Here is a 20,334-nt window from a genome sequence, read left to right as displayed (position 1 = left end):
CAACGGTCGCCAATGGCGACCGTTGGAGCGCGCGACCGCGCGCCGCGCCCGTTGGCGCGAAAGCCAAGCGGCCCGGATGGGCCGCGCCGGCGACTCAGGCCAGAGAAACACACCGCGCCGGCGACTGAGGCCCCTGCCAACGGTCGCCAATGGCGACCGTTGGAGCGCGCGACCGCGCGCCGCGCCCGTTGGCGCGAAAGCCAAGCGGCCCGGATGGGCCGCGCCGGCGACTGAGGCTAATGACAAAGACCTGCGTCCTTTTCGCACTTGCAACATAAATTCGCCGTCAATATATGATTGACGTAAACGTAAGAGGCGTGCCCACCGCGTCTCTTCGGGCATTCCTTGAAACCACGATCGGAACTGCGAAGCTCACGCTTCCGATGAGGCGCGCCGAGGCACATTGCCGGCCGCCGCGAGCGAGAAAAGCGAAAAGATGATGGATATGATGCCGGCCGGCGAAGCTGCCGCCAACTCCAATGATGTTTCCGCCGAAGGCGCGGAAGGCTATTATCGCATCGGCGAGATGGCCAAGACCTTCGGCGTCACGCTGCGCACCTTGCGCTTCTACGAGGACAGGGGGCTGCTCAGCCCCAGGCGGGAAGGGTCGACCAGGCTCTACACGCGCCGCGACAGGGTTCGCCTGAAGCTCATCCTGCTCGGCCGCAAGGTCGGCTTCTCGCTTCGCGACGTGAAGCAGATGATCGACCTCTATGACCCCACCGGCACCAACATCAAGCAGCTGCGCCTGACCCTCGAAAAGTCCGAGAAGCAGCTCAGCCGCCTGCAGAAGCAGCGCGCCGCCCTCGACGAGGCGATCGGCGACCTGACCGAAGCGATGGCCGCGGTCCGTTCCCGGCTGGCCGAGCGCCAGCCGGCCAGGGCCGCAGGCGCCTGACCATTTTGGTTTGGATTTATCCGCAAACGGCCGGCTCCTGCAAAGGCGCCGGCCGTTTTTATTGCGCTTGAGGCTCTGCAGCGGGGCAATGTCGATTGCCACGGTATTTTGCAGCTGACCTCAAGTATAACCTCTTTAGAATCAATTAGAATCAATAGGTTCAACTATTGACAGGCAGAGGGTTCCTGAGTCGAATCTTATCGACGACGCGAGTGCGGACTTTCGCGACGTTCGCCAAGGGCACAATTTCGGTTGAAACTGCGAAGAATTGATTTGCAGAGGGCGAACGGCGAGGTGTTCCGTGTCGACAGTTGATTAAGCGTCGGCCAATAGGTAAGGCTTTGACATGGAATTTGTCTACACCTCTCCGCAGACAGAGGTTGAAGAATTCATAGGCGGCCGGTTCTGCGTCAACGCATTCGGTACGATCGAGGCGGGTGACGCAAACCGCTTTAAGCGGTTTATCGAGGCGTCGAGGGTGCCCCCGCGCACCGACGTCTACATCCATTCCACGGGCGGTAACGTTGAGGAAGCGATGGAAATAGGCCGTACCATTCGCGGTGGCTGGCTTGGAACTAGCGTTGGGCAGTACATTCTGGACCCTGATCCTAGTTTCTCACTCATGGTTCCCAGGAAGATGTTGCCCGGCAAATGCTTGAGCGCGGCCACTTTAGTCTATCTAGGCGGAAGATTGCGATTCCTGGACGACGACGCGAAATTTGGCGTACATCAGTTTTCATTCAAGAACCCCGCGCCTGAAAGCTTGTCGAAGTCGCAAATGCTGTCCGCAAAAATCGCGCGCTACATTGTGGATATGGGGATTAATCCAGAGTTTTTAGAACTGTCGGCTTCAGTTGAGAGCGAACGCATAGAACTGGTGTCGAAAGGAGAACTTGAACGCCTTGGGGTGGTTACCGGGGGCGAGACAAATCCCGAATGGACAGTTCAAGCTCGCGACGGCGGAATATACGCGCGTGGCGAGCGAGATAGTCTGTTTGGGCATCACAAAGTCATGCTTGTCTATGAGCGCAATCTCGGGTTCGCATCTATTGCCGTTATCGAGGCGCAGGGGAGAGAGCGCGAATTAATGAGCTTTGGTTTAGTGGAGATCGTTGTCAACGGGGAAGATATACGGATTGATATTACAAGTAGATGTGAGCGGAAGGTAAATGGAATATATGTGAATATTTCGGTTTCTCTCACCGAGGATGAGGCCCGGATGCTCGCATATTCGAAGAGCTTTGGCGTTCAAGTGAGGTATGGCCGAGAAGCAGAATTGTTTCTAGGAATTTCCGCCATGAACACGGACGGCGGTGAGGACATATTGCGGTCTGTATTCGCTTCTGGCGCTAGCAAATGAGGTGGGTGGTTTGAGAGCCGGTGGCAACAGCACAAACACCCGCGTCAGAGGTCTCGAAAGGGTCAAAACTCCCGGTCCGCGAACAAGCACGTTGCGCCATCTCGGGACATGGTCGCCACGGCGAGAAGGGGCAGGTATCGACCCCGTTCCCGTGATTGGCGACCACGCGATGAACGGCTTGATTGAGCCCAAAGCCCCCATGTCACTCCGGTGCAGCCGCCCTTTCGTTAGTCATCTGCAGTGACTTGGGAGCCAATGGATGCGCTCGGCTTAACATTCTAGGGCCTGTGAAATCTGTAGCCGACACCACGCACGGTCTCGATCGATGCGGAGAGTGGTCCCAGCTTCTTTCTCAGCGAGCGGATGACGGCATCGACGACGTTGCTGGCGCCATCGTAGGTAATTCCCCAGACGTCCTCGAGTAGAGACTCGCGAGAGGCGACTTGACCCTCCCGCTCCGACAAGTAGCGCATCACGTCGAACTCAAGTATCGTCAGTGTTTTTCGTTCGTTGCCGACTAGTAGCTCACGCGCCCTTTGGTCCAGTATCCGCTCTGGCCTGACCCCGAGTTCGGCACCCACAATTCCGGCCATCCAGCCGTGTACAAGTCTGGGGCCAAAATCCAGCACCGCCGATTTCTGGGGGCGATTGTCCAGGATTGCAGTCTCCGGCAAAAACCGGAAACCAAGCACGGGCAATATCTGTTCGTAGTGACCAACGTCCCAGGCAGAGGTGTAGACGCGCCGCAACGAGCGACGCATCTCCACGTAGGTCCGTTTGATGTCGAGCCAGCTGGCCGCCTGGACCAACGACGGGGCTTCACCCTTCTCGCGCCCTAGCCACTTGCGGAAGATCATTGCGCTCTGGCTCGTGGGCAAAGGGTTGTCTCGCAGATGTCTGAAGATCTGCGCTACGACGGAATCGGCGTTGACCAGTTCTTGCGGGGCCTTGTCCGAAGGGATGCCGATGTAGAACCCGATCGCTTCGCCATTGCCGTCACGAGTGACCTTGAAAAAGCTTGGTGAAGCCTCCCACCATGCCCTGTAGAGCGCGGCGCTTTCCGGGCCCTCAAGCACCCGTGCAATGTCGAAAATGGCATCGATGTCCCTGGCTTTGGCTGGTTCGACCGACAGTGGTTGATAGTCGCTTGGAAAAAAGGCTTCCCGCACGACTGGGTTTTCCGTTAGGTAAAGCATGTCGGCCGTGAAACGCCAAAGATCGCTCTCACTTACCCGTTCCAACTCTCCTATTAACTGGTTCCATGCCTTTTGGCGCAGTTCACGGTAACGAACGGGATTGACAGATTTCAACGATGTCGAAATCGCTTCACGTACCGCATCGTGTACGATCAGGCCATCGCGCGCCGAGTCGACAAATGGCAATTCGCTGAGCCGGGCGAAGGTATCCTCGGGTGCCTTGCTTGGGACAAGGGCTGCAAGCGTCGAGTGGGTAACGCGCCGCACGACCGAGACCGCTTCGAGGGACGAACGCACGCCAAGGTCAGGGATATTCCCAATATAGACGCTCGTAAGTTCGGAAATGACTCGATCCTCGGCCCGGTCAAGTTCGAGCGCATCAATCGCCCCTGCGCCTAGCGTCAGGCCCAAGGGGTGCCCACGTGCCAGTCGATTCAATTTTCTGGCAGTCGGGAGCTCGATTCCGAGCCGGTCCAGGAGTTCGAAAGCCTCGCCCTCGCTCAACGCACCAAGAGAAATGCCTTTGAAGGCACCCTGCCAACCAGGATCGGTGATCCAGCCCGACGCGGGTCTCTCGCGGCCCGCCAGGACGACCCTTACATTCTCGGGCAGTGCCGGAACGAAGACCTGGCGCAGCCACGAGTCGATCAGGCGAAGGACCTCGAATGAGCAACAGCAATGACCACCGAAGCGTCGAATTCGGCAAGTCGCCGAGCAGCGTTCTGGACGGCATTGCATTGCGTTCCGATGGCCGTTCCAAGTTCGCGGAGAAATCCCTGCTCGGTAGGCTCGATCTGACGACCGTCGAGTTCTATGACCGTGGCTCCACGGTCGCGGGCGGAACCGGCAAACTGCCGCAACAGGCTTGTCTTGCCGATCCCGCTCAGGCCATGAAGGAGGACAACGCAGGGGCCGACAGGAGCGAGAACTTCCTGAAGCCGGGCCAATTCCGACGCCCGCCCCACAAAGACCCTCGTCGCCTGGCGCCGGAGCCGATCGCCGATATGGTCGGTTTGCACCTTTCGTCCCCTCGTCCCCAAGGCCGGGTCAGGCGGCCATGGCACCGAGGCTTCTGGTCGCACGTCCCGGGGCATCGAGTACGGCGAAGTCCTTGCTCGTTAGATTAGCAAGGTTCGGGTTGTTGACAACGGCTTTGAAAAAATCGGTCTGAAAGAAATCTTCCATAGCCGCTTTGGAAGCCCAGAAGTAGACGCCTCCGTAGGTGTTGCTGGCCTCATCGGCCAGCCAGGTCTTCGACAAGAGACCGGGGACCCCAGCGAACCTCGGCGCAACCTCGTCGCTGAATGCCTCGTAGTCCGCATGGCTCATCTCACGAAGATTGAAATTGACGATCTGGATATGCATGACGTGCTTCCTCCAGTGGGTTAGTCCGAACTTTACCCACTTGATTTGGCTGAAGGCCGCGAGATTGCTGGATTTCGGACGATCCTGGGCGTTGTTGTGTAGTCATGTATTGCCGGATATTGCGGGTTGACAGGAGGCGGGGTCGGTGATTCAAGATTCTCATGTACGTCACCACCGTCCCCAACCGCAATTCGCCCCCCGCCGTGCTGTTGCGCGAGAGCTATCGCGACGGCGACAAGGTGAAGAACCGCACGCTTGCCAATCTCAGCCATTGGCCGGCGGAGAAGGTCGAGGCCCTGCGCGCGGTCTTGGGCGGTGACAGGCTGGTGCCGGCCGGAGAGGGGCTGGAGATCGTCCGGGCGATGCCGCACGGTCATGTTGTGGCGGTTCTGGGGACGCTCAAGCGGATCGGGCTGGACCGGCTGCTGGCGCGGGGTCCGAAGCGGCGGCGGGACCTGGCTTTGGCGTTGATCGTCGCCCGGCTGGTCGATCCCGCCTCCAAATTGGCCACGGCGCGCGCGCTCGACCAAGAGACGGCGAGCCATTCGCTTGGCGCCGTGTCGGGGCTCGGCCGGGTCGCCGCCAACGAGGTCTATGACGCCCTCGACTGGCTTCTTGCCCAGCAGGACAAGATCGAGAAGGGCTTGGCCCGGCGCCATCTCAAGGACGGCACGCTGGTCTTGTACGACCTCACCTCAACCTATCTGGAGGGGCGCTGTTGTCCGTTGGCCCGCCACGGCTACTCGCGCGACCACCGTTCGGACAGATTGCAGATCGTCTTCGAGCTGCTGTGCAGCCAGGAGGGCTGTCCCGTTGCGGTCGAAGTGTTTGCCGGCAATGCCGCCGATCCGGGCACGCTGAAGGCGCAGATCGACAAGCTCAAGCGGCGCTTCGGGCTTTCCCGTGTCGTGCTGGTGGGCGATCGCGGCATGATCACCCAGGCGCGGGTTCGCGAGGATTGCGCGCCGGCCGGGCTCGACTGGATCACCGCGCTGCGGGCGCCGCAGATCCAGGCGCTTGCGGCCGATGACGGGCCGCTGCAGTTGTCGCTGTTCGACGAGCGCGACCTGGCCGAGATCGAAAGCCCCGACTATCCGGGCGAGCGCCTCATCGTCTGCCGCAATCCGCAGCTGGCCGGCGAACGCGCCCGCAAGCGCCGTGAGCTGATCGAAGCCACCGAAGCGGATCTGCAACGGATCAAGGATCGGGTGCGCCGCGCCCGCCATCCGCTGAAAGGGGCCGCCACCATCGGCCGGGCGGTCGGCGCCGTGCTTGGCCGCCGCAAGGTCGGCAAGCATTTCCACTGCACCATCACCGACACCGATTTCTCCTTCGAACGCGATGAGGCGGCCATTGCGCGCGAGGAACGGCTCGACGGCCTCTACGTCATCCGCACCAACCTGCCGGCGGACGCGCTCGACGCGCCGGCCACCGTGCGGGCCTACAAAAGCCTGGCCCGCGTGGAACGCGCCTTCCGGTCGATCAAGACGGTCGACCTCGAGGTGCGGCCGGTGTTCCACTGGTCAGAGGATCGCGTGCGCGCCCATGTGCTTCTGTGCATGCTTTCCTACCATGTCGAATGGCACATGCGCGCCGCGCTCGCCCCCATTCTCTTTGATGACCACGAGCGCGCGGCCGCCGAAACAAAGCGCACCTCACCGGTCGCCAAGGCCCAGGTGTCCGCCGCCGCCCGGCGCAAGGCTGCCACCAAGACGACCGACGACGGCCTGCCGGTCCACAGCTTCCGCTCGCTGATCGCCGACCTCGCCACACTGACCCGCAACACCGTCCGCTTCGCCAAAGGCAACACCTTGACCATGCTGGCCACGCCAAGTCCGCTCCAGCACCGTGCCTTCGCCCTTCTCGGCCTCTCGGCCAACACCGACCTGTAGTCAGAACCAACCCCTTCTGCTCACCACAAAGCAAGCAGAATCAATGGTTTGCGTCAAAAACCAAGGTAAAGTTCCGGTTAGTCACGAACCCAGTCTACTCGCGCGGAGCACTCCGTTCATGAGCGCGCCATGAAATCTTGATGAGAACTTCTGCCTCGTTCCGCGAGGTGCTGATGATGGATGGACATCTGCAGCTCCTGAAGGAACTGCTGTGATCGATGGTCGGCTTCGTCCCGCAATCCCACCATAGACGGTGGCTGCCCAAACTTTCGCTCGCCACGGCAAGGCGGACCCTCGCGGCCTATCCGCCGAATGTTCGCTGCGGGTCATGGAGTGACGCAACATATGGCGTCACTCCGCGTCGGGTTACAATTCGACCTGTTCAGAAATCGTCAATGCGCCGTCCACTTCGATGCCGAGGTAGCGGACGGTGCTTTCAAGCTTGGTATGCCCGAGTAGCAGTTGCACGGCGCGAATGTTGCCGGTCTTCTTGTAGATCTGGGAAGCTTTCGTGCGTCGCATCGAATGCGTCCCATACCGCTTCGGGTCGAGTCCGATGAAGCTCATCCTGCTCGGCAGCAAGGCCGGCTCCGCGACGTGAAGCAGATGATCGACCTTTATGATCCGACCGGCACCAACACCAAGCACCTGCTCCTTACCCTCGAAAAGTCCGAGAAGCAGCGCGCCGCCCTCGACGAACTTCTGCTTCGGGTGACTTTTTGCGACAAGCTGAAAGGCCGTCTTCGATGATCGCTGAAGAAGGCACGATCCTCGAAGGCTGCATCGCCACCAGGGGCATAGGGGCCCAACCGCGCCGATGTCGATCCGGCCGGCCAGCCACGCGCAGGTTTCAAGGAAAGCGCTTCTTGGCCGACGCCAACCGGATGCCGAGCCAGCCGGGGTCATTGTCGATCCTGGCGGCATCGGCAATCTCGCGCGATTCGATGCGCGGCAGTCGCCGCGCCTCGGCAAAATCAGGAATTTCGCGACAATGCCGCCAGTAGCGCGGCCAGATGATCGGCCTGCGCATCATCCAACTTGTCGCCTAGATGACGCTGAATCGCTGGGGCATAGACGTTCCACATGCGCGCCTGCATAGCCCGGCCGGCATCGGTGATGATGACCCACCGGCCTCGGCCGTCCTCTGAGAATACCTCGCGTAGAACAAGGCCGGCCTTCTCCATCCGATCGAGAAGGCGAGACAGGTTATGTTGCGCCAGCAGCGTGCGCCGTTCGATCTCATAGGGCCGAAGCCTGCCGCCTTCGGCCCGCACCAGTTCCAGCAGCACGTCATACCATGCAAGAGGGGGAAGCCCGGCTGCCTTCAAGTCCTGCTCGATCGCTGCGAGAACGATTTGCTGGGCGCGCATAAGACGCACCCATGCGCGAACGGTGGAGGGCGAGGGGTGCGGGGGGCGGTCATCTGAACAATCGGACATAAATGCAATTACATCTATATTGACCGGCGACGCAAGCGCCCATATAGATGCAATTGCATTTATTTAATCGGAGCTTCGCCCATGACCCAAGACCACCTGGCCGCCTACGCCGTGACGCTGCTGCGCGTCAGCCTCGGCGTGATGTACCTCGCCCATAGCATCGTGCTCAAATTGTTCACTTTTGGCCTTGCCGGCACGGCCGGCTATTTCGAAGCCATCGGTCTGCCGGGCTGGCTGGCATACCTCACCTTTGCCGCCGAAGCCGGCGGCGGCGTCATGCTCATTCTCGGCATTTATGCCCGTTGGGTGGCTGTGGCGCTGATCCCGGCGCTTCTGGGCGCAATCATCTGGGCGCACGGCGGCAACGGCTGGGTGTTCAATGCGCCGAACGGCGGTTGGGAATATCCACTCTACCTCATCGTCCTGTCCGTCGCGCAATTCCTGCTTGGCGACGGCCGGTATGCGCTCCGCCCCTCCATCGCCCTTCGTTGAAATCCCGCACCAGGAAGTAATATCGTGTCCAACGCAAGCCTGATCCTGATCAGCCACCACCTTTGCCCCTACGTCCAGCGGGCTGCGATCGCACTGGCGGAGAAGGACGTTCTGTTCGAGCGCCGCTATGTCGATTTGTCCGCGAAGCCGGACTGGTTTCTGGCCATATCCCCGCTCGGCAAGGTGCCCCTGCTGATCGTCAAACAGGACGATGGCACGGATGCAGTGTTGTTCGAGAGCGCCGTCATCTGCGAATATCTCGAAGAAACGCAGCCGGGCGCGCCCCTCCATCCGGCCGATCCGCTGGCGCGCGCCCGGCATCGCGGCTGGATCGAGTTCGGCTCCTCGATCCTGTCCGACTTGTGGGGATTTGAGACAGCCAGGGACGCCGCCGGCTATGAGGCAAAGCGCCAGGCGTTCATGGACAAGTTTGGCCGCGTCGAAGCCGAACTAGGGAATGGCCCTTTCTTTGCCGGCGCTGCATTCAGTCTGGTCGATGCGGTTTTCGCGCCGATCTTTCGCTATTTCGACGTGTTCGACACCATCGCACCGACCGGCGTGTTCGACGCACTGCCGCGCGTGACTGCATGGCGAAACACTCTGGCTGCGCGCGAGAGCGTGCGCGAGGCCGTCACTGATGACTATGCCGACCGGCTCAAGGCGTTCCTCAAGAACCATGACGCATGGCTGCTTAAAACCGCCGCCTGACTCTTTCCGAGAGGGGCTGAATCGCCCTTCTGCCATCCGGCCCGCTCGGCGCCCTGACCGTTTCGTTTGAGTTCATCCGGAAGGCGGCCGGCCCCTGTGAAGGCGCCGGCCGTTTGCGCTTCGGATTCTGCCGCGATCCGCTCTGGTCCTTTGATCCGGCAACGCGCCCGGATCACGAAGGAACGTCGGACCGCAAATCCCTCGGTCCGGAGTTGAACTTCGATCCGCCAGGCGAGCGCGAGGCCGACGGAGCGTCGTGCTAAAGTGGAAGCGTATCCGGCGGCTTGGAAATCGCCACGGACTGTCGCAAATCGGTCGCCGAGAAGCCGGCGTGCAGTTCGAACGTGCCTTCCTCGATGCGCCAGCAGCCCGCCCCCTGGTCGAAAAAGGCGAATGCGCGCGGCGGAAGATCGAACGCCAACTCTCGTGTCTCGCCCGGGTCCAGCGCAATTTTCGCGAATGCCTTGAGTTCTTTCATCGGCCGCGGCACCGAAGCTTCGAGGTCGCCGACGTAGAGCTGAACGACTGTGCTGCCGCGCCTCTTGCCGGTGTTGATCACCTTGACCGTCGCGCGCGCACCGCCGCGGCGCTCGATGACATCCAGGTCCGAGAGGGCAAAGCTCGTGTAGCCGAGGCCGTGGCCGAAGGGGAACAACGGCTCCAGACCGAACCGATCGTAGTGGCGGTAGCCGATGAAGACGCCTTCCTCGTACCGCACCTTGCCGCCGGATCCGGGATAGACTTCCGGATCCTGGCTCCAGGTCGGATTGTCGCTCCATCGCCTCGGGAAGGTCTGCGGCAGGCGGCCGCCCGGCTCCGCATCGCCGAACAGGACGTCGGCGATCGCGTTGCCGCATTCCTGACCCGGATACCATGCCTGCAGGATCGCCGGCGCGTCGACCATCCACGGCAGTTCCACAGGCCCGCCTGTCTGGAGGACCACGACCGTGCGGGGATTGGCCTTCAGCACCGCAGCGACAAGTTCGTCCTGCCGGCCCGGCAGCGCGATGCCTTCCAGGTCGCTGCCTTCGGTGTCCCATTCGCCGGAGCGGCCGACGAAGACCAGCGCGGTCTCGGCCTGCGCCGCCGCCTCGGCCGCCCGCGCGATGTCGGCGTCGCCGAGCGGACGGCCGACGCCGACGCGCAGTGCCGAGAAGCGCAGGTTGTCCGCACGCTTCGAGGCGAACTCGACCACGACTTCGACCGGGCGGCCCGCTTCGAGCACGGCCTCGCCCACGACCTCGTCGCAACCCTCCTCGAAGAAGGTCCGTCCCTTCGTCCAGCCTTCCCAGGCATCCGCGACGAGCCCGCCGTCGACGTAGAGCCGCGCGTAACCGGCCGCCGTCACGCCGAAGCGGTGGGTGCCCGACTGTTCCGGCGTGTAGGCGCCGGAAATGCGCGCCGCGAAACTGTCGGCCTGCACCTTGCCGCCGGCGATCGGAGGGATCCAGAAGGCGGTCGCCGCATTCATCGGTTCGACATGCGCGGGTGCAGCGCCGAAGTCCCGGCCGGCGAAGAACTCGACGGTGAGATCGCCCGTCCACAGCGGCTCCCAGCGGTGGTTGGTGCATCCCTGTTCGTGGACCAGCCGCTCGCCGCCGAGGCGCGCGACCAGCCCGTCCCAGGGGCTGACGGCGTAGTGAGGATTGAGCTGCGCCGAGCCGCCGCCCATGATCTGCGCGACCTGCGCATTGGGACCAATGACCGCGATGGTGCCCCTGGGCTCGGACAGCGGCAGCATGCCGTCGTTCTTGAGCAGCACCATGCCGGCCGCGCCGGCGCGGCGGATCAGTTCGCGCGTCTCGGGCCGATCGTCGGCGCGCTCCTGGTGTGGACGCTGGTCATGCAGGGCACCGGTCCGCTCCATCAGCCCCAGCACGTTCAGGGCCCGTTTGCGCACCGTGTCGCGACCAACCTCGCCCACCTCGACGGCGGCGACCAGCGCCGCGCCCCGGTCGCGGGGCGGTCCCGGCATCTCGATGTCGAGCCCGGCATTGACCGTCGGCGCGGTCGAGTGCGAGCCGAACCAGTCCGACATCACCGCGCCGTCGAAGCCCCAGTCGCCGCGCAACACGTCGGTCAGCAGCCAGCCGTTCTCGGCGGTGTAGGTGCCGTTGAGCCGGTTATAGGACGACATCACCGCCCATGTTCCGCCTTCCTTCACGGCGGCCTCGAACGGCCGCAGGTAGACCTCGCGCAGGGAACGCTCGTCGATGACCGAGTCCATGGTGGTCCGCTCGATCTCGGACTCGTTGCCGGCGAAGTGCTTGATCGTGGCCGCGACGCCCTTGCCCTGCAGGCCGCGAATATAGGCGACGGCCAGCGCTGCGGAGAGTTCGGGATCCTCCGAATAGCACTCGAAGTTGCGTCCGTTGGTCACCGAACGGTGAATGTTCACCGTCGGTGCGAGCAGGACGTGCGCACCCTTCGACTTGACCTCTTCGGCGAGCGACGCGCCGACCTCTTCGACGAGCGCGGCGTCCCATGTCGCGCCCAACGCGATGCCGACCGGAAAGGCCGCCGACTTGACGCCCCCGACCAGCGATCCGCCGCCGCGCGCTCCGTTCGGCCCGTCGGTGACCCGCAGCTTGCCGACGCCGAGGCGCGGAATGGCCGGCAGCGACCAGAAGTCCTCGCCCGACAGGAGCGACACCTGCTCCTCGAGCGTCAGTTGGTTGACGAGTTTCTCGGCCTCGGTCGGTTTCTTCTGCATGTCATCGCGGCCGTGCGGCCGTCCTTCAGTCTTCATGATATTCTCGGGCTCTCTTCGCGGCGTTGGCGGCAGGCGCGCCGGCCTGACGCTCGACAGTCCGTTCGGCGTCGCTCTTTCGTCGGGATGCGGGACCGGGCCCGCGCATATAATGCCGGGCCGGATCATACCGGTCGGGAAGCTGAAGCAAACGGCGGACGATCGACGCGACCCGGTTTCCGGACGGATCGGGTTGTGCCTTGCGTTCAGTCCTGTCGGTTGCGACTGGGTCTCGTGTCTGCGTCATTGTCATTCGATCTCCGCAAGTTCGCGCTCGATCTGCTCCAGGCGCTCCCTGGTAAGGTCCGGGTGGTTGGCAGCGATCTCGACCAGCGTCTTGCCGGCGAGCATGAAGGCGAACAGGTCATTCGCCGGCCGGGGCAGGGCGCCCTCGACCAGTTCGCGCACCGGCGTCTTCATCAGCTCGGCGACGGTCATGGTCGCCACGCGGGCGCCGTCGGGAAAATCGCTCGCCCTCAGCGCCGGCCGCTGCCCCTCCTGCACCTGCGCCCACTGGCTCTCGATCAGTAAATGCTCCCGGCCGACCTCGCCGTCGACGGGCAGGCCGAGCCGCTCGTATTGTTCCGGCGGCGCGTCGTTGCCGCGCATCAGTGCGACCAGCATCGAGGCCATGCGCAGCTCGAGCTCGGGATCATTGAGCGGCCGCTCCTGCGCGGGATCGGTCTCCAGGTCATAGAGCAGGGTGCCGTAGCTCCACGGCGTGCCCATCGCCCATGCCGGTATCTTCAGGACCGGAGCTCCCTTGGTGAAGGAGAAGGGCGGAGCGAGTTCGGCGCGGGCCAATTCCAGCGGCGAGAACAGCGCGCGCATGTGCGCCGGCATCAGCGTGTGTTCGAACAGCGGCGTGTTGTCGGGCCGAACCGAACCGCGCATATAGACGTAGCGGCCATCGGTGACGCTGACATGGCTGCCGAAGATGCCGAACATGCCCGCCTGGCGCACCGGGCTGTCTTCGGCCACCGTGCCGGCCAGCGGCCGGCCCTGCATGTCCCGGGTCGGAGACAGGCCGAACAGGTCGAGCAAGGTGGGGCCGATGTCGATGGTCTGGACCAGCGCCTTGCGCCGCTTTCCCCGAACCCTGCTGCGCGGATCCCAGACGAAGAGTGGCGTGTGGATCGTCTCGTCGTACCAGGGCATGACCGATTTGGCCCACCAGCCCTTCTCTCCCAGCATGTAGCCGTGGTCGGTGCACACGATCAGCATCGTGTCCTTCCACATGTCCTTCTCATCCATCAGGTCGAGCAGCCGGCCGAGATTGGCGTCGCACATCGATAAGAGCGCCAGATAGCGGTTGCGCGCCTGTCCGACCTTGGCCTCGTCCTCGGTGACGCGGGCGTAGGGCGGCCAGTCGAAGTCCTCGCCTGTATCGGGATAGAGCGCGTGCCAGCGTGCGTAGCTGAAGAAGGGTTCGTGCGGATCGAAGGTCTCGATCTGGATCATCCACTTGTCCTGATCCGCATTGGTCGAGACGAATTCCAGCCCGGCGTCGAACGTCCTGGTCTGCGGGTGATCGGCCTCGTCGGAAAGGTGTTTCCGGTTCACTTCGTCCTGATGGAGCATCCGGTAGGCGAAGTTGGCGAGATTGCGACGGTCGACGCCCTCGACCTCACCCTTCCAGAGATCGCCCTCCTGGCCGCGGAAGAATTCGTAGGAGGAGAAGCGGTTGTGGTAGGTCGCGCCGCCGTCCTCCCAGTAGTGCTGGTGGTCCGTCGCCAGATGCGTATAGACGCCGGCCTTGCGCAGCATTTCCGGCACGCTGTCGTCGAACGGCTCCAGCGGGCTCCACGAGCGGTGGAGGAAGTTGTAGCGGCCGGTGTGCAGTTCGCGGCGCGCCGGCATGCACGGCATCGAGCCGGCGTAGCAGTTGTCGAAGACGGCGGTGCGCTCGGCGAGGCGGGCGAAATTGGGGGCATGGGTCGTCGTGTCGCCATAGGGCGGCAGCATTCGCCGGTTAAGGCTGTCGAACATCAGGACGATGGCGCGCATCATTCAGGCCTCTGCTGCCAGTGCAAGGAATTCGGCGCGGCGAGCCGCCTGCCGGACGGGGTCGGCGACGGGCGCCGCGAGCAGGAGACGCCGCGTGTAGTCGTGGCCGGGCCGCGCGGTGACCTGGTCGCACTCGCCGAACTCGACGATTTCGCCGTTCCGCATCACCGCGACGCGGTGCGAGATGTGGCGGACGACCGCGAGGTCGTGCGAGACGAACAGATAGGCGACGCCGGTGCGCTCCTGGATCTCGATGAAGAGCTGCATCACCCGCGCCTGGGTCGACAGGTCGAGCGCCGAGACCGGCTCGTCGCAGACGATGAGGCGCGGCGACAGCGCGAGCGCGCGGGCGATCGCCACCCGCTGGCGCTGGCCGCCGGAGAATTCGCGCGGGAAGCGGTGGGCTGCGTCGGCCGGGAGCGCAACCTGGTCGAGCAGGCCGCGCACCCGTCGCCGCGCCTCCTCGCGGGAGGCCTGTCCGCGGGCGACGATCGGCTCGATCAGGATGTCCTCGATCGTCATGGCCGGATTGAGCGAGGTATAGGGGTCCTGGAAAACGGCCTGGATCTGCGCCCCCGCCGTCTTGCGGTCACGCGGCGCGACGCCGGCGATCTCCTCGCCCGCAAAACGGATGCTGCCCGAACTGACCGGGCCGATGCCGAGGATCGCGCGGCCCAGCGTCGTCTTCCCCGAGCCGCTCTCTCCCACCAGCCCCACCGTCTCGCCGTGGCGTACCGTCAGGTTGACGTCCTTGAGCACATGATGGGTGCCGAAGCGGACGTTCACGCCACGGCAGTCGACAAGGATCGGGCCGGTCATGCCGGCACCCCTTCCATGGCCGGTTCGCGATAGACGCGCGTCGTCCCGTCCTCCAGCACCGAACCGAGCAGCATCCGGGTGTAGTCGTGCCTCGGGCTGGCGAAGAGGTCGCGGACGTCGTTGGTTTCCACCACCTTGCCGTCCTTCATCACCGCGACGCGGTCGCAGCTGTCGGCGACGACACCGAAATTGTGAGTGACCAGGATCATCGACATGTTGAACTCGTCCTTGAGGCTGCGCAGCAGCTCCAGCACCTCGGCCTGGACCGTCACGTCGAGCGCGGTGGTCGGTTCGTCGGCGATCAGCAGGTCCGGGTTGCACGAGATCGCGCCTGCGATCAGCACGCGCTGCGCCATGCCGCCCGAAATCTCGTGCGGGTAGGAGCGGAAGGTGCGCTGAGGGTTGGGCAGGCCGACGCGAGCCAGGAGGTCGAGCGCCCGCCGCTTCGCTTCGGCGCGGGAAATGCCGAGCACGGTCATCATCGGCTCTACGAGCTGGAAACCGATCCGGAACGAGGGATCGAGGTTCGACATCGGCTCCTGCGGTACGTAGGCGATCCGGCGGCCGCGCAATATGCGCAGCTCCGACTCGGGCAGTCGGGCCAGGTCCTTGCCGTCGAAAAAGATGGATCCCCGCAGGATACGGCCGCCGGCCGACAAGAGGCCCAGTATGGCGAACGCGGTCTGGGTCTTGCCCGAGCCGGATTCGCCGACGAGGCCGAGCACCTCGCCCCTGCGGACCTCGAGAGAGACGCCGCTGACGACCTCGCGCCAGGCGCCGCCGTCGGGATAGCCGACAGCGAGGTCGCGCACGTCGAGCACGATGTCGGCGTCAGTCGGCGGCCTTGCCCGGTCCGCTGCGGCGGAAGGACCATCGGGACGCGGGGCGCGCGAGGGCGTGGTTCCGCCCGATTGAAGACGATCGCGGATCGCGTTGGCGAGCAGCACGAAGGACGCCACGGTCACGCCGATCGCCACGCCCGGCCACATCAGCGACAGCGGGGCCAGATACATGTTGGCGAAGGCATCCTGCAGCATGCCGCCCCAGGTCGGCACCGAAGGGTCGCCGAGCCCAAGGAACTCCAGGCCGGCCTGGATCACGATGGCGACGCCGGAGACGATGGAAATCTGGATGATCACCGGGGCCCGCACCACCAGCAGGATGTGGCGGACGATGATCCTGAGGTCGCTCAATCCCGAAACGCGCGCGGCATCGATGTAGAGCTCGTTCCTGACGCCCTGCACGAGGTTGCGCGTCAAGCGGAAGAAGCCGGGCGAAAGCAGCACGCCGAAGACGACCATCGACAGATGCATCGAAGAACCGAGCGACTGGTAGAGGGCGAGCAGCACGATGATGGCCGGCAGTGCCATCAACGCATCGAAGATCCAGCTCGCGACGAGATCGAGGCGGCGGCCGTAGTATCCGGCGAACAGCCCGGTCGTGACGCCGATCGCGCAGGATACGATAACGGCGATGATAGCCCCGATCAGCGTGTTGCGGGCGCCGAAGATCAGGCGGCTGAAGATGTCGCGGCCCGAGCCGTCTCCGCCGAGCAGGTAACCGTCGCCGGGCGGGGCGTTGACCTTGAAGATTTTCACCGCCGTGGGGTCGTTGGGCGCGATCAGCGGCGCGAAGGTCGCGGCGAGGATGACGATCGCCAGCAGAACGAGAGCTAGCAGGCCGAGCGGGTTCTTCAGCACCGAGCGGAGGAAATGCTCGCGGACCGGCGCGGCCAGGACCGGCGCCTGGACTGAGTTGACGTCGGTCATGACATGCGCACCTTCGGATTGACCCACGCGTTGATGACGTCGATCAGGATGTTGACGATGATGACCATGACGATGAGGTTGACAACGATCCCCATCAGCACCGGCACGTCGCCAGCCAAGGCCGAGGCAACCGTCAGCGAGCCGAGTCCCGGGATGGCGAAGACGCGCTCGATGATCGCCGCGCCGCCGAGCAAGGCGATGAACTGCACCGAAAGCACGGTCAGCGCGGCCGGCATGGCGTTTCTCAAAGCATGGCGGAAGAGGATCGAGCCGGCGCTGACGCCGCGGGCGCGCAAGGTGCGCACGTAATCCTGCCGGAGCGCGTCGATCACGGCGCCGCGCACCTGCTGCGACGACGAGGCGATGCCGGAAAAGGCAAGCGCCGCAACGGGCAGGACCAGCGATGCCGCCCATGACGCCGGCGAGGAACTGAAGGAGACGTATCCGGTCGCCGGCAGCCATCTCAGGTTGATGGCGAAGAAGATGACGAGGATCAGCGCCAGCCAGAAATTCGGCATCGCGAAACCGACGACGCTGCCGACCTGGATCAGGCGGTCGGCCCAGCCGCCGCGCACGGCGGCGGTGATGCCCAGGACCGCCGAAAGCAGGGCCATCACAGTCACGGTGACGAAGACGATCGACAGCGTCACCGGCATCCGACGCTGCAGTTCCTCGCTCACCCTGGAGTTGGACGTCCAGGACTTGCCGAGGTCGCCGCGTACGGCGTTGCGCAGCCAGTCGAGATATTGGGTCGACAGCGGACGGTCGAGCCCGAGTTCGCTGTTGAGGGCGGCGACCTGCTCGGCGGTCGCGCTTTCGCCGAGCAGATTGCGGGCGACGTTGTCGGTCGAGCCGAACATCAGCGCGAAGGTCAGCAGCGAGATTGCGAAGAGCAGGAACACGCCTGATGCGATCCGGCGGCTCAGATAGCGAAGCATCGGTCTCCTCCTGCCGGGAACATGACGTTCCCATCGTACGGGCAACCGTTCCTCCCGCTCACCCGTCGAACCCAATCTAGCCGACGTTGCCATGCGCGAATAATGCAAATAGAACTTTCAGCAATACGCTGGCCTTATCGCTCGATGCTCGACCAGATCACCCACCTGTTCCGCCTGCAAGCCATCATCGAGGAGGGCAGCCTGCGGCGCGCCGCCGAGCGGCTGCACGTGACCCAGCCGGCCCTGTCGCGCTCACTGATCCAGCTCGAGCAGTATTTCGGACAATCGCTGGTCGAGCGCCACGCAAGAGGCGTGCGGCCAACGCTGTTCGGGCAGAAGGTCCTGTCGGCGTCCCTGCGCCTTATGCGACAGTGGGAGCTGACCGACCAGGAACTCCGCACAGAGGCGAACGCGACGACGATCAACCTGCGGATCGGAGCCGGGCCCGTCTGGCGGTCGGTGATCCTGCCTGTCGTCATGCTGGACATGCAAAAGCGCTTTCCGCATGTGGTGTTCGAAATCCACCGTGCGCATCCGACCGATTCCTACCGGGATCTCAGCGAGGGAAGGCTGGACGTGATCCTGTCTGGAACGGGTCAGGAAACGCGGCACCCGCGCCTGATCCAGAAACCGCTGGGGGTCGTGAACAACCTCGTCGTGGCGCGCGAGGGCCACCCGATCTTCGCGCGCACCAACGCCGAAGGACGGATACGCTCCGAGACGGCGCTGGAGTATCCCTGGCTGGTCTATACGGAGTATTCGGTCTACCGGGAACTGACCATTCACGCGGTGCATGAGCGGCTCGGCCATTCGCCCGATATCGGGCTGGTCTGCGACAGCCTCAACACGACGCTCGCCACGCTCCAGCGCAGCGACTACCTGTCGCTGCTGCCCGAACCGATCACGCAGGCGGCGAGTTCGCCCCGGCTTGTTCCGGTGCCGGTCGATCTGGTGCCGCGCGAGGTGAGCATCGGCATGATCGTCCGCGAAGAACTCGAGGCCTCCGAACCCGTGCGCGAGCTGGAAATTGCCTGCGCGGATGCGATCGTAAGGCTGCGTGACCTGTGAAACGGCAACGGCCCGCGCCGAGAGCGCGGGCCGTCGCTCGTCCGGTCGAAGGGAGGCTATTCGGCCGGGCGATAGAACTGCGGGAACGTCACCACATTGCCCGGGATGGGCTGCTCGATCACTTCCTGACTGGTCAGGTTGATCGCGTCGGGGCGGTACCATGGCGCATACCAGGCGTTCTCGACCATGTAGCGGTTGATGGCCTGGAATGCCGCCGGCTGATCCTTCGCACTGGCGCGTTTGGCTGTCTCGAGCAGGGCCGCCATCTTGGCGTCCTCCGGGCGCAGCGGATTCCAGGCGGACGACGGGAAGGCGAGCTTCAGCAGGTCGCCCCAGTCCGACTGGTTGCCGAGCCGGAAGAAGAACACGCCGAACTTGCCGGCGGTGATGTCGCTGATGAGAGCGTCGGGTGCGACCTTGACCCACTCGACGGCGACGCCGACATCCTTCAGCTGCTGCTCGATGATCGGGTTGTAGGCCGCGAATGCGGTGGCCTCGGGAAGCTTGAGCGTCAGCCCTTCGGCATGTCCGGCCTCGGCGAGCAGCGCCTTCGCCTTCTCCGGATCATAGGGGTAGTAGTCATCCAGTTCGGCCACGTAGGCAGTGCTGGTCTCGGGGAATATCTGGTCGCTGACGACCCCGTATCCCTGCTCGACATATTTGAGGATCGATTCGGTGTCGAAGGCCATGTTGAGGGCCTGCCGGACGCGCAGGTCGGCGATGGCGGGGTTCATCTTGCCTTCGCGATCGGCGAAGAAGACGCCCTGCCAGTTGACCGGATTGCGGGTCACCCGCATGCCGCTCGCTTCACCCTCGGCGACCGACTGGGCCTCGACCGGCGCCACGTCGATCTGGCCGGCTTTCAACGCGTTGATGCGCGCGCTCAGGTCGGTCATCGGGGCGATCGTCATCACCTCGAACGGAAACGCGTCCGAGTTCCAGTAATCCGGATTGCGTGTATAGACATACTGCCGGCCAACCACGGACTGCTCGACATTGTAGATATAGGGCCCGGTGCCCACCGGCACCTTCGCGCCGTCTTCGGTACCGAGCGACGCCGGGCTGGCGATCGCGCCCGCCACCAGGGTCAGGTTGCGCACCAGCGCCGGGTCCGGCTCGCTGAGCACAACCTTGATCTCGCTGGGCGATACGATCTCGTAGCTGGCGATGGACTTGACCATCCAGACGTTCTGGCCGGTACCGTTCTTGAGGAATTCGAGGTTGGCCTTGACGGCCTCGGCGTCGAATGGCGTCCCGTCGGTGAATTTCACTCCCTCGCGCAGCTTGAGCGTCAGCACCGTGTTGTCGTCGTTGTAGGACCACTCGGTCGCGAGGTTGGGCTTGATCGAACCGTCCGGCATGATCGTAAGCAGCGTCTCGAACACCGGCGTCCAGTAGGCCAGCCGGTTGCCGATCTCGATCTTGTCACGCGCGAATGTGGTGTTGTCCAGCCGGTTCGAAAGCGCCAGCGTCTGGGCGTCGTTGGCTACCTCCGCGAATGCGGGCCCCATCGATGCAAGCATAGCCGCCGCGGCAAGCGCGTGAAGTCGTTTCATTTTTTTCCTCCCAGGACGGATCGGCCTGCGGCGCCCGCAGGTTCCGGTATCGTCGAGAGACGAGATATCATGGTGGAG

17 protein-coding genes are annotated in these 20,334 nt (G+C 63.8%); 6 read left to right on the top strand and 11 right to left on the bottom strand.

Features of this window, described 5'->3' with window-relative positions:
- The first annotated feature begins 439 nt into the window (after window positions 1-439).
- Together JN302_RS35200 and JN302_RS35195 are read left to right on the top strand one after the other, a co-directional pair.
- Complete coding sequence (locus JN302_RS35200) at window positions 440-898, top strand: MerR family transcriptional regulator (protein WP_202334557.1); 459 nt, start codon at window positions 440-442, stop codon at window positions 896-898.
- 346 nt (window positions 899-1,244) lie between these two features.
- Window positions 1,245-2,258, top strand: coding sequence for a COG3904 family protein (locus tag JN302_RS35195; RefSeq protein ID WP_244846104.1), 1,014 nt, complete (start codon window positions 1,245-1,247; stop codon window positions 2,256-2,258).
- 278 nt (window positions 2,259-2,536) lie between these two features.
- On the opposite strand, the gene JN302_RS35190 is transcribed toward JN302_RS35195, so the two are convergent.
- The 3 genes from JN302_RS35190 to JN302_RS35180 form a co-directional block, all read right to left on the bottom strand.
- Window positions 2,537-3,865, bottom strand: coding sequence for a winged helix-turn-helix domain-containing protein (locus JN302_RS35190; protein ID WP_202330656.1), 1,329 nt, complete (start codon window positions 3,863-3,865; stop codon window positions 2,537-2,539).
- Between the two features lie 236 nt (window positions 3,866-4,101).
- A complete protein-coding gene (locus JN302_RS35185) occupies window positions 4,102-4,548 on the bottom strand; it encodes an ATP-binding protein (RefSeq protein ID WP_274609243.1) in 447 nt (148 codons plus the stop codon).
- Complete coding sequence (locus JN302_RS35180; protein ID WP_202330654.1) at window positions 4,502-4,819, bottom strand: YdhR family protein; 318 nt, start codon at window positions 4,817-4,819, stop codon at window positions 4,502-4,504. The genes JN302_RS35185 and JN302_RS35180 overlap by 47 nt, the downstream gene beginning before the upstream one ends.
- Before the next feature lie 161 nt (window positions 4,820-4,980).
- Between JN302_RS35180 and JN302_RS35175 the strand changes: the two genes are divergently transcribed.
- A complete protein-coding gene (locus tag JN302_RS35175; RefSeq protein ID WP_202330653.1) occupies window positions 4,981-6,711 on the top strand; it encodes an IS1634 family transposase in 1,731 nt (576 codons plus the stop codon).
- A gap of 366 nt (window positions 6,712-7,077) precedes the next feature.
- Here the strand turns inward: JN302_RS35175 and JN302_RS39485 are convergent, their stop codons facing one another.
- Window positions 7,078-7,617 carry a tyrosine-type recombinase/integrase gene (locus JN302_RS39485; RefSeq protein WP_244846103.1) on the bottom strand — a complete coding sequence of 180 codons (540 nt, stop codon included), beginning with the start codon at window positions 7,615-7,617 and terminating at the stop codon, window positions 7,078-7,080.
- A gap of 68 nt (window positions 7,618-7,685) precedes the next feature.
- Window positions 7,686-8,150, bottom strand: a complete 465-nt coding sequence (locus tag JN302_RS35165; RefSeq protein WP_202330652.1) for a MarR family winged helix-turn-helix transcriptional regulator — start codon at window positions 8,148-8,150, stop codon at window positions 7,686-7,688.
- An 81-nt stretch (window positions 8,151-8,231) separates the two neighbouring features.
- Between JN302_RS35165 and JN302_RS35160 the strand changes: the two genes are divergently transcribed.
- The gene (locus tag JN302_RS35160; protein ID WP_202308929.1) at window positions 8,232-8,642 is read left to right on the top strand and encodes a DoxX family protein; all 411 of its coding nucleotides are present in this window, start codon (window positions 8,232-8,234) and stop codon (window positions 8,640-8,642) included.
- 24 nt (window positions 8,643-8,666) lie between these two features.
- Window positions 8,667-9,350, top strand: a complete 684-nt coding sequence (locus JN302_RS35155) for a glutathione S-transferase family protein (protein ID WP_202308928.1) — start codon at window positions 8,667-8,669, stop codon at window positions 9,348-9,350.
- A gap of 259 nt (window positions 9,351-9,609) precedes the next feature.
- Here JN302_RS35155 and JN302_RS35150 read toward each other — a convergent pair whose 3' ends face one another.
- The 5 genes from JN302_RS35150 to JN302_RS35130 form a co-directional block, all read right to left on the bottom strand.
- On the bottom strand, window positions 9,610-12,099 hold the full coding sequence (locus tag JN302_RS35150) for a beta-glucosidase H (protein WP_446720698.1): 2,490 nt from the start codon (window positions 12,097-12,099) through the stop codon (window positions 9,610-9,612).
- A gap of 249 nt (window positions 12,100-12,348) precedes the next feature.
- A complete protein-coding gene (locus JN302_RS35145; RefSeq protein ID WP_244846102.1) occupies window positions 12,349-14,109 on the bottom strand; it encodes a sulfatase in 1,761 nt (586 codons plus the stop codon).
- The gene (locus tag JN302_RS35140) at window positions 14,110-14,925 is read right to left on the bottom strand and encodes an ABC transporter ATP-binding protein (protein ID WP_202330651.1); all 816 of its coding nucleotides are present in this window, start codon (window positions 14,923-14,925) and stop codon (window positions 14,110-14,112) included.
- On the bottom strand, window positions 14,922-16,694 hold the full coding sequence (locus JN302_RS35135) for a dipeptide/oligopeptide/nickel ABC transporter permease/ATP-binding protein (RefSeq protein ID WP_202330650.1): 1,773 nt from the start codon (window positions 16,692-16,694) through the stop codon (window positions 14,922-14,924). The genes JN302_RS35140 and JN302_RS35135 overlap by 4 nt, the downstream gene beginning before the upstream one ends.
- Window positions 16,691-17,632, bottom strand: coding sequence for an ABC transporter permease (locus JN302_RS35130; protein WP_202330649.1), 942 nt, complete (start codon window positions 17,630-17,632; stop codon window positions 16,691-16,693). The genes JN302_RS35135 and JN302_RS35130 overlap by 4 nt, the downstream gene beginning before the upstream one ends.
- Window positions 17,633-17,734: 102 nt before the next feature.
- Here JN302_RS35130 and JN302_RS35125 point away from each other — a divergent pair, with 102 nt between their 5' ends.
- A complete protein-coding gene (locus JN302_RS35125) occupies window positions 17,735-18,700 on the top strand; it encodes a LysR family transcriptional regulator (RefSeq protein ID WP_244846101.1) in 966 nt (321 codons plus the stop codon).
- Window positions 18,701-18,756: 56 nt separating this feature from the next.
- Here JN302_RS35125 and JN302_RS35120 read toward each other — a convergent pair whose 3' ends face one another.
- On the bottom strand, window positions 18,757-20,256 hold the full coding sequence (locus JN302_RS35120) for an ABC transporter substrate-binding protein (protein WP_202330648.1): 1,500 nt from the start codon (window positions 20,254-20,256) through the stop codon (window positions 18,757-18,759).
- Between the last annotated feature and the right edge of the window lie 78 nt (window positions 20,257-20,334).

Source organism: Mesorhizobium sp. L-8-3 (genome assembly GCF_016756615.1).
Taxonomy (GTDB): domain Bacteria; phylum Pseudomonadota; class Alphaproteobacteria; order Rhizobiales; family Rhizobiaceae.
This window is presented reverse-complemented; position numbering and strand designations above follow the sequence as displayed.

What these genes read in the sequence shown, in the direction of transcription:
- JN302_RS35175 (WP_202330653.1), top strand. Translation starts at nt 4,981, where the DNA reads ATGTACGTCACCACCGTCCCCAACCGCAATTCGCCCCCCGCCGTGCTG.
- JN302_RS35120 (WP_202330648.1), bottom strand. Translation starts at nt 20,256, where the DNA reads ATGAAACGACTTCACGCGCTTGCCGCGGCGGCTATGCTTGCATCGATG.
- JN302_RS35125 (WP_244846101.1), top strand. Translation starts at nt 17,735, where the DNA reads ATGCAAATAGAACTTTCAGCAATACGCTGGCCTTATCGCTCGATGCTC.
- JN302_RS35130 (WP_202330649.1), bottom strand. Translation starts at nt 17,632, where the DNA reads ATGCTTCGCTATCTGAGCCGCCGGATCGCATCAGGCGTGTTCCTGCTC.
- JN302_RS39485 (WP_244846103.1), bottom strand. Translation starts at nt 7,617, where the DNA reads ATGACCCCGGCTGGCTCGGCATCCGGTTGGCGTCGGCCAAGAAGCGCT.
- JN302_RS35160 (WP_202308929.1), top strand. Translation starts at nt 8,232, where the DNA reads ATGACCCAAGACCACCTGGCCGCCTACGCCGTGACGCTGCTGCGCGTC.
- JN302_RS35165 (WP_202330652.1), bottom strand. Translation starts at nt 8,150, where the DNA reads ATGTCCGATTGTTCAGATGACCGCCCCCCGCACCCCTCGCCCTCCACC.
- JN302_RS35180 (WP_202330654.1), bottom strand. Translation starts at nt 4,819, where the DNA reads ATGCATATCCAGATCGTCAATTTCAATCTTCGTGAGATGAGCCATGCG.
- JN302_RS35185 (WP_274609243.1), bottom strand. Translation starts at nt 4,548, where the DNA reads ATGCCCCGGGACGTGCGACCAGAAGCCTCGGTGCCATGGCCGCCTGAC.
- JN302_RS35200 (WP_202334557.1), top strand. Translation starts at nt 440, where the DNA reads ATGGATATGATGCCGGCCGGCGAAGCTGCCGCCAACTCCAATGATGTT.
- JN302_RS35140 (WP_202330651.1), bottom strand. Translation starts at nt 14,925, where the DNA reads ATGACCGGCCCGATCCTTGTCGACTGCCGTGGCGTGAACGTCCGCTTC.
- JN302_RS35135 (WP_202330650.1), bottom strand. Translation starts at nt 16,694, where the DNA reads ATGACCGACGTCAACTCAGTCCAGGCGCCGGTCCTGGCCGCGCCGGTC.
- JN302_RS35150 (WP_446720698.1), bottom strand. Translation starts at nt 12,099, where the DNA reads ATGAAGACTGAAGGACGGCCGCACGGCCGCGATGACATGCAGAAGAAA.
- JN302_RS35145 (WP_244846102.1), bottom strand. Translation starts at nt 14,109, where the DNA reads ATGATGCGCGCCATCGTCCTGATGTTCGACAGCCTTAACCGGCGAATG.
- JN302_RS35195 (WP_244846104.1), top strand. Translation starts at nt 1,245, where the DNA reads ATGGAATTTGTCTACACCTCTCCGCAGACAGAGGTTGAAGAATTCATA.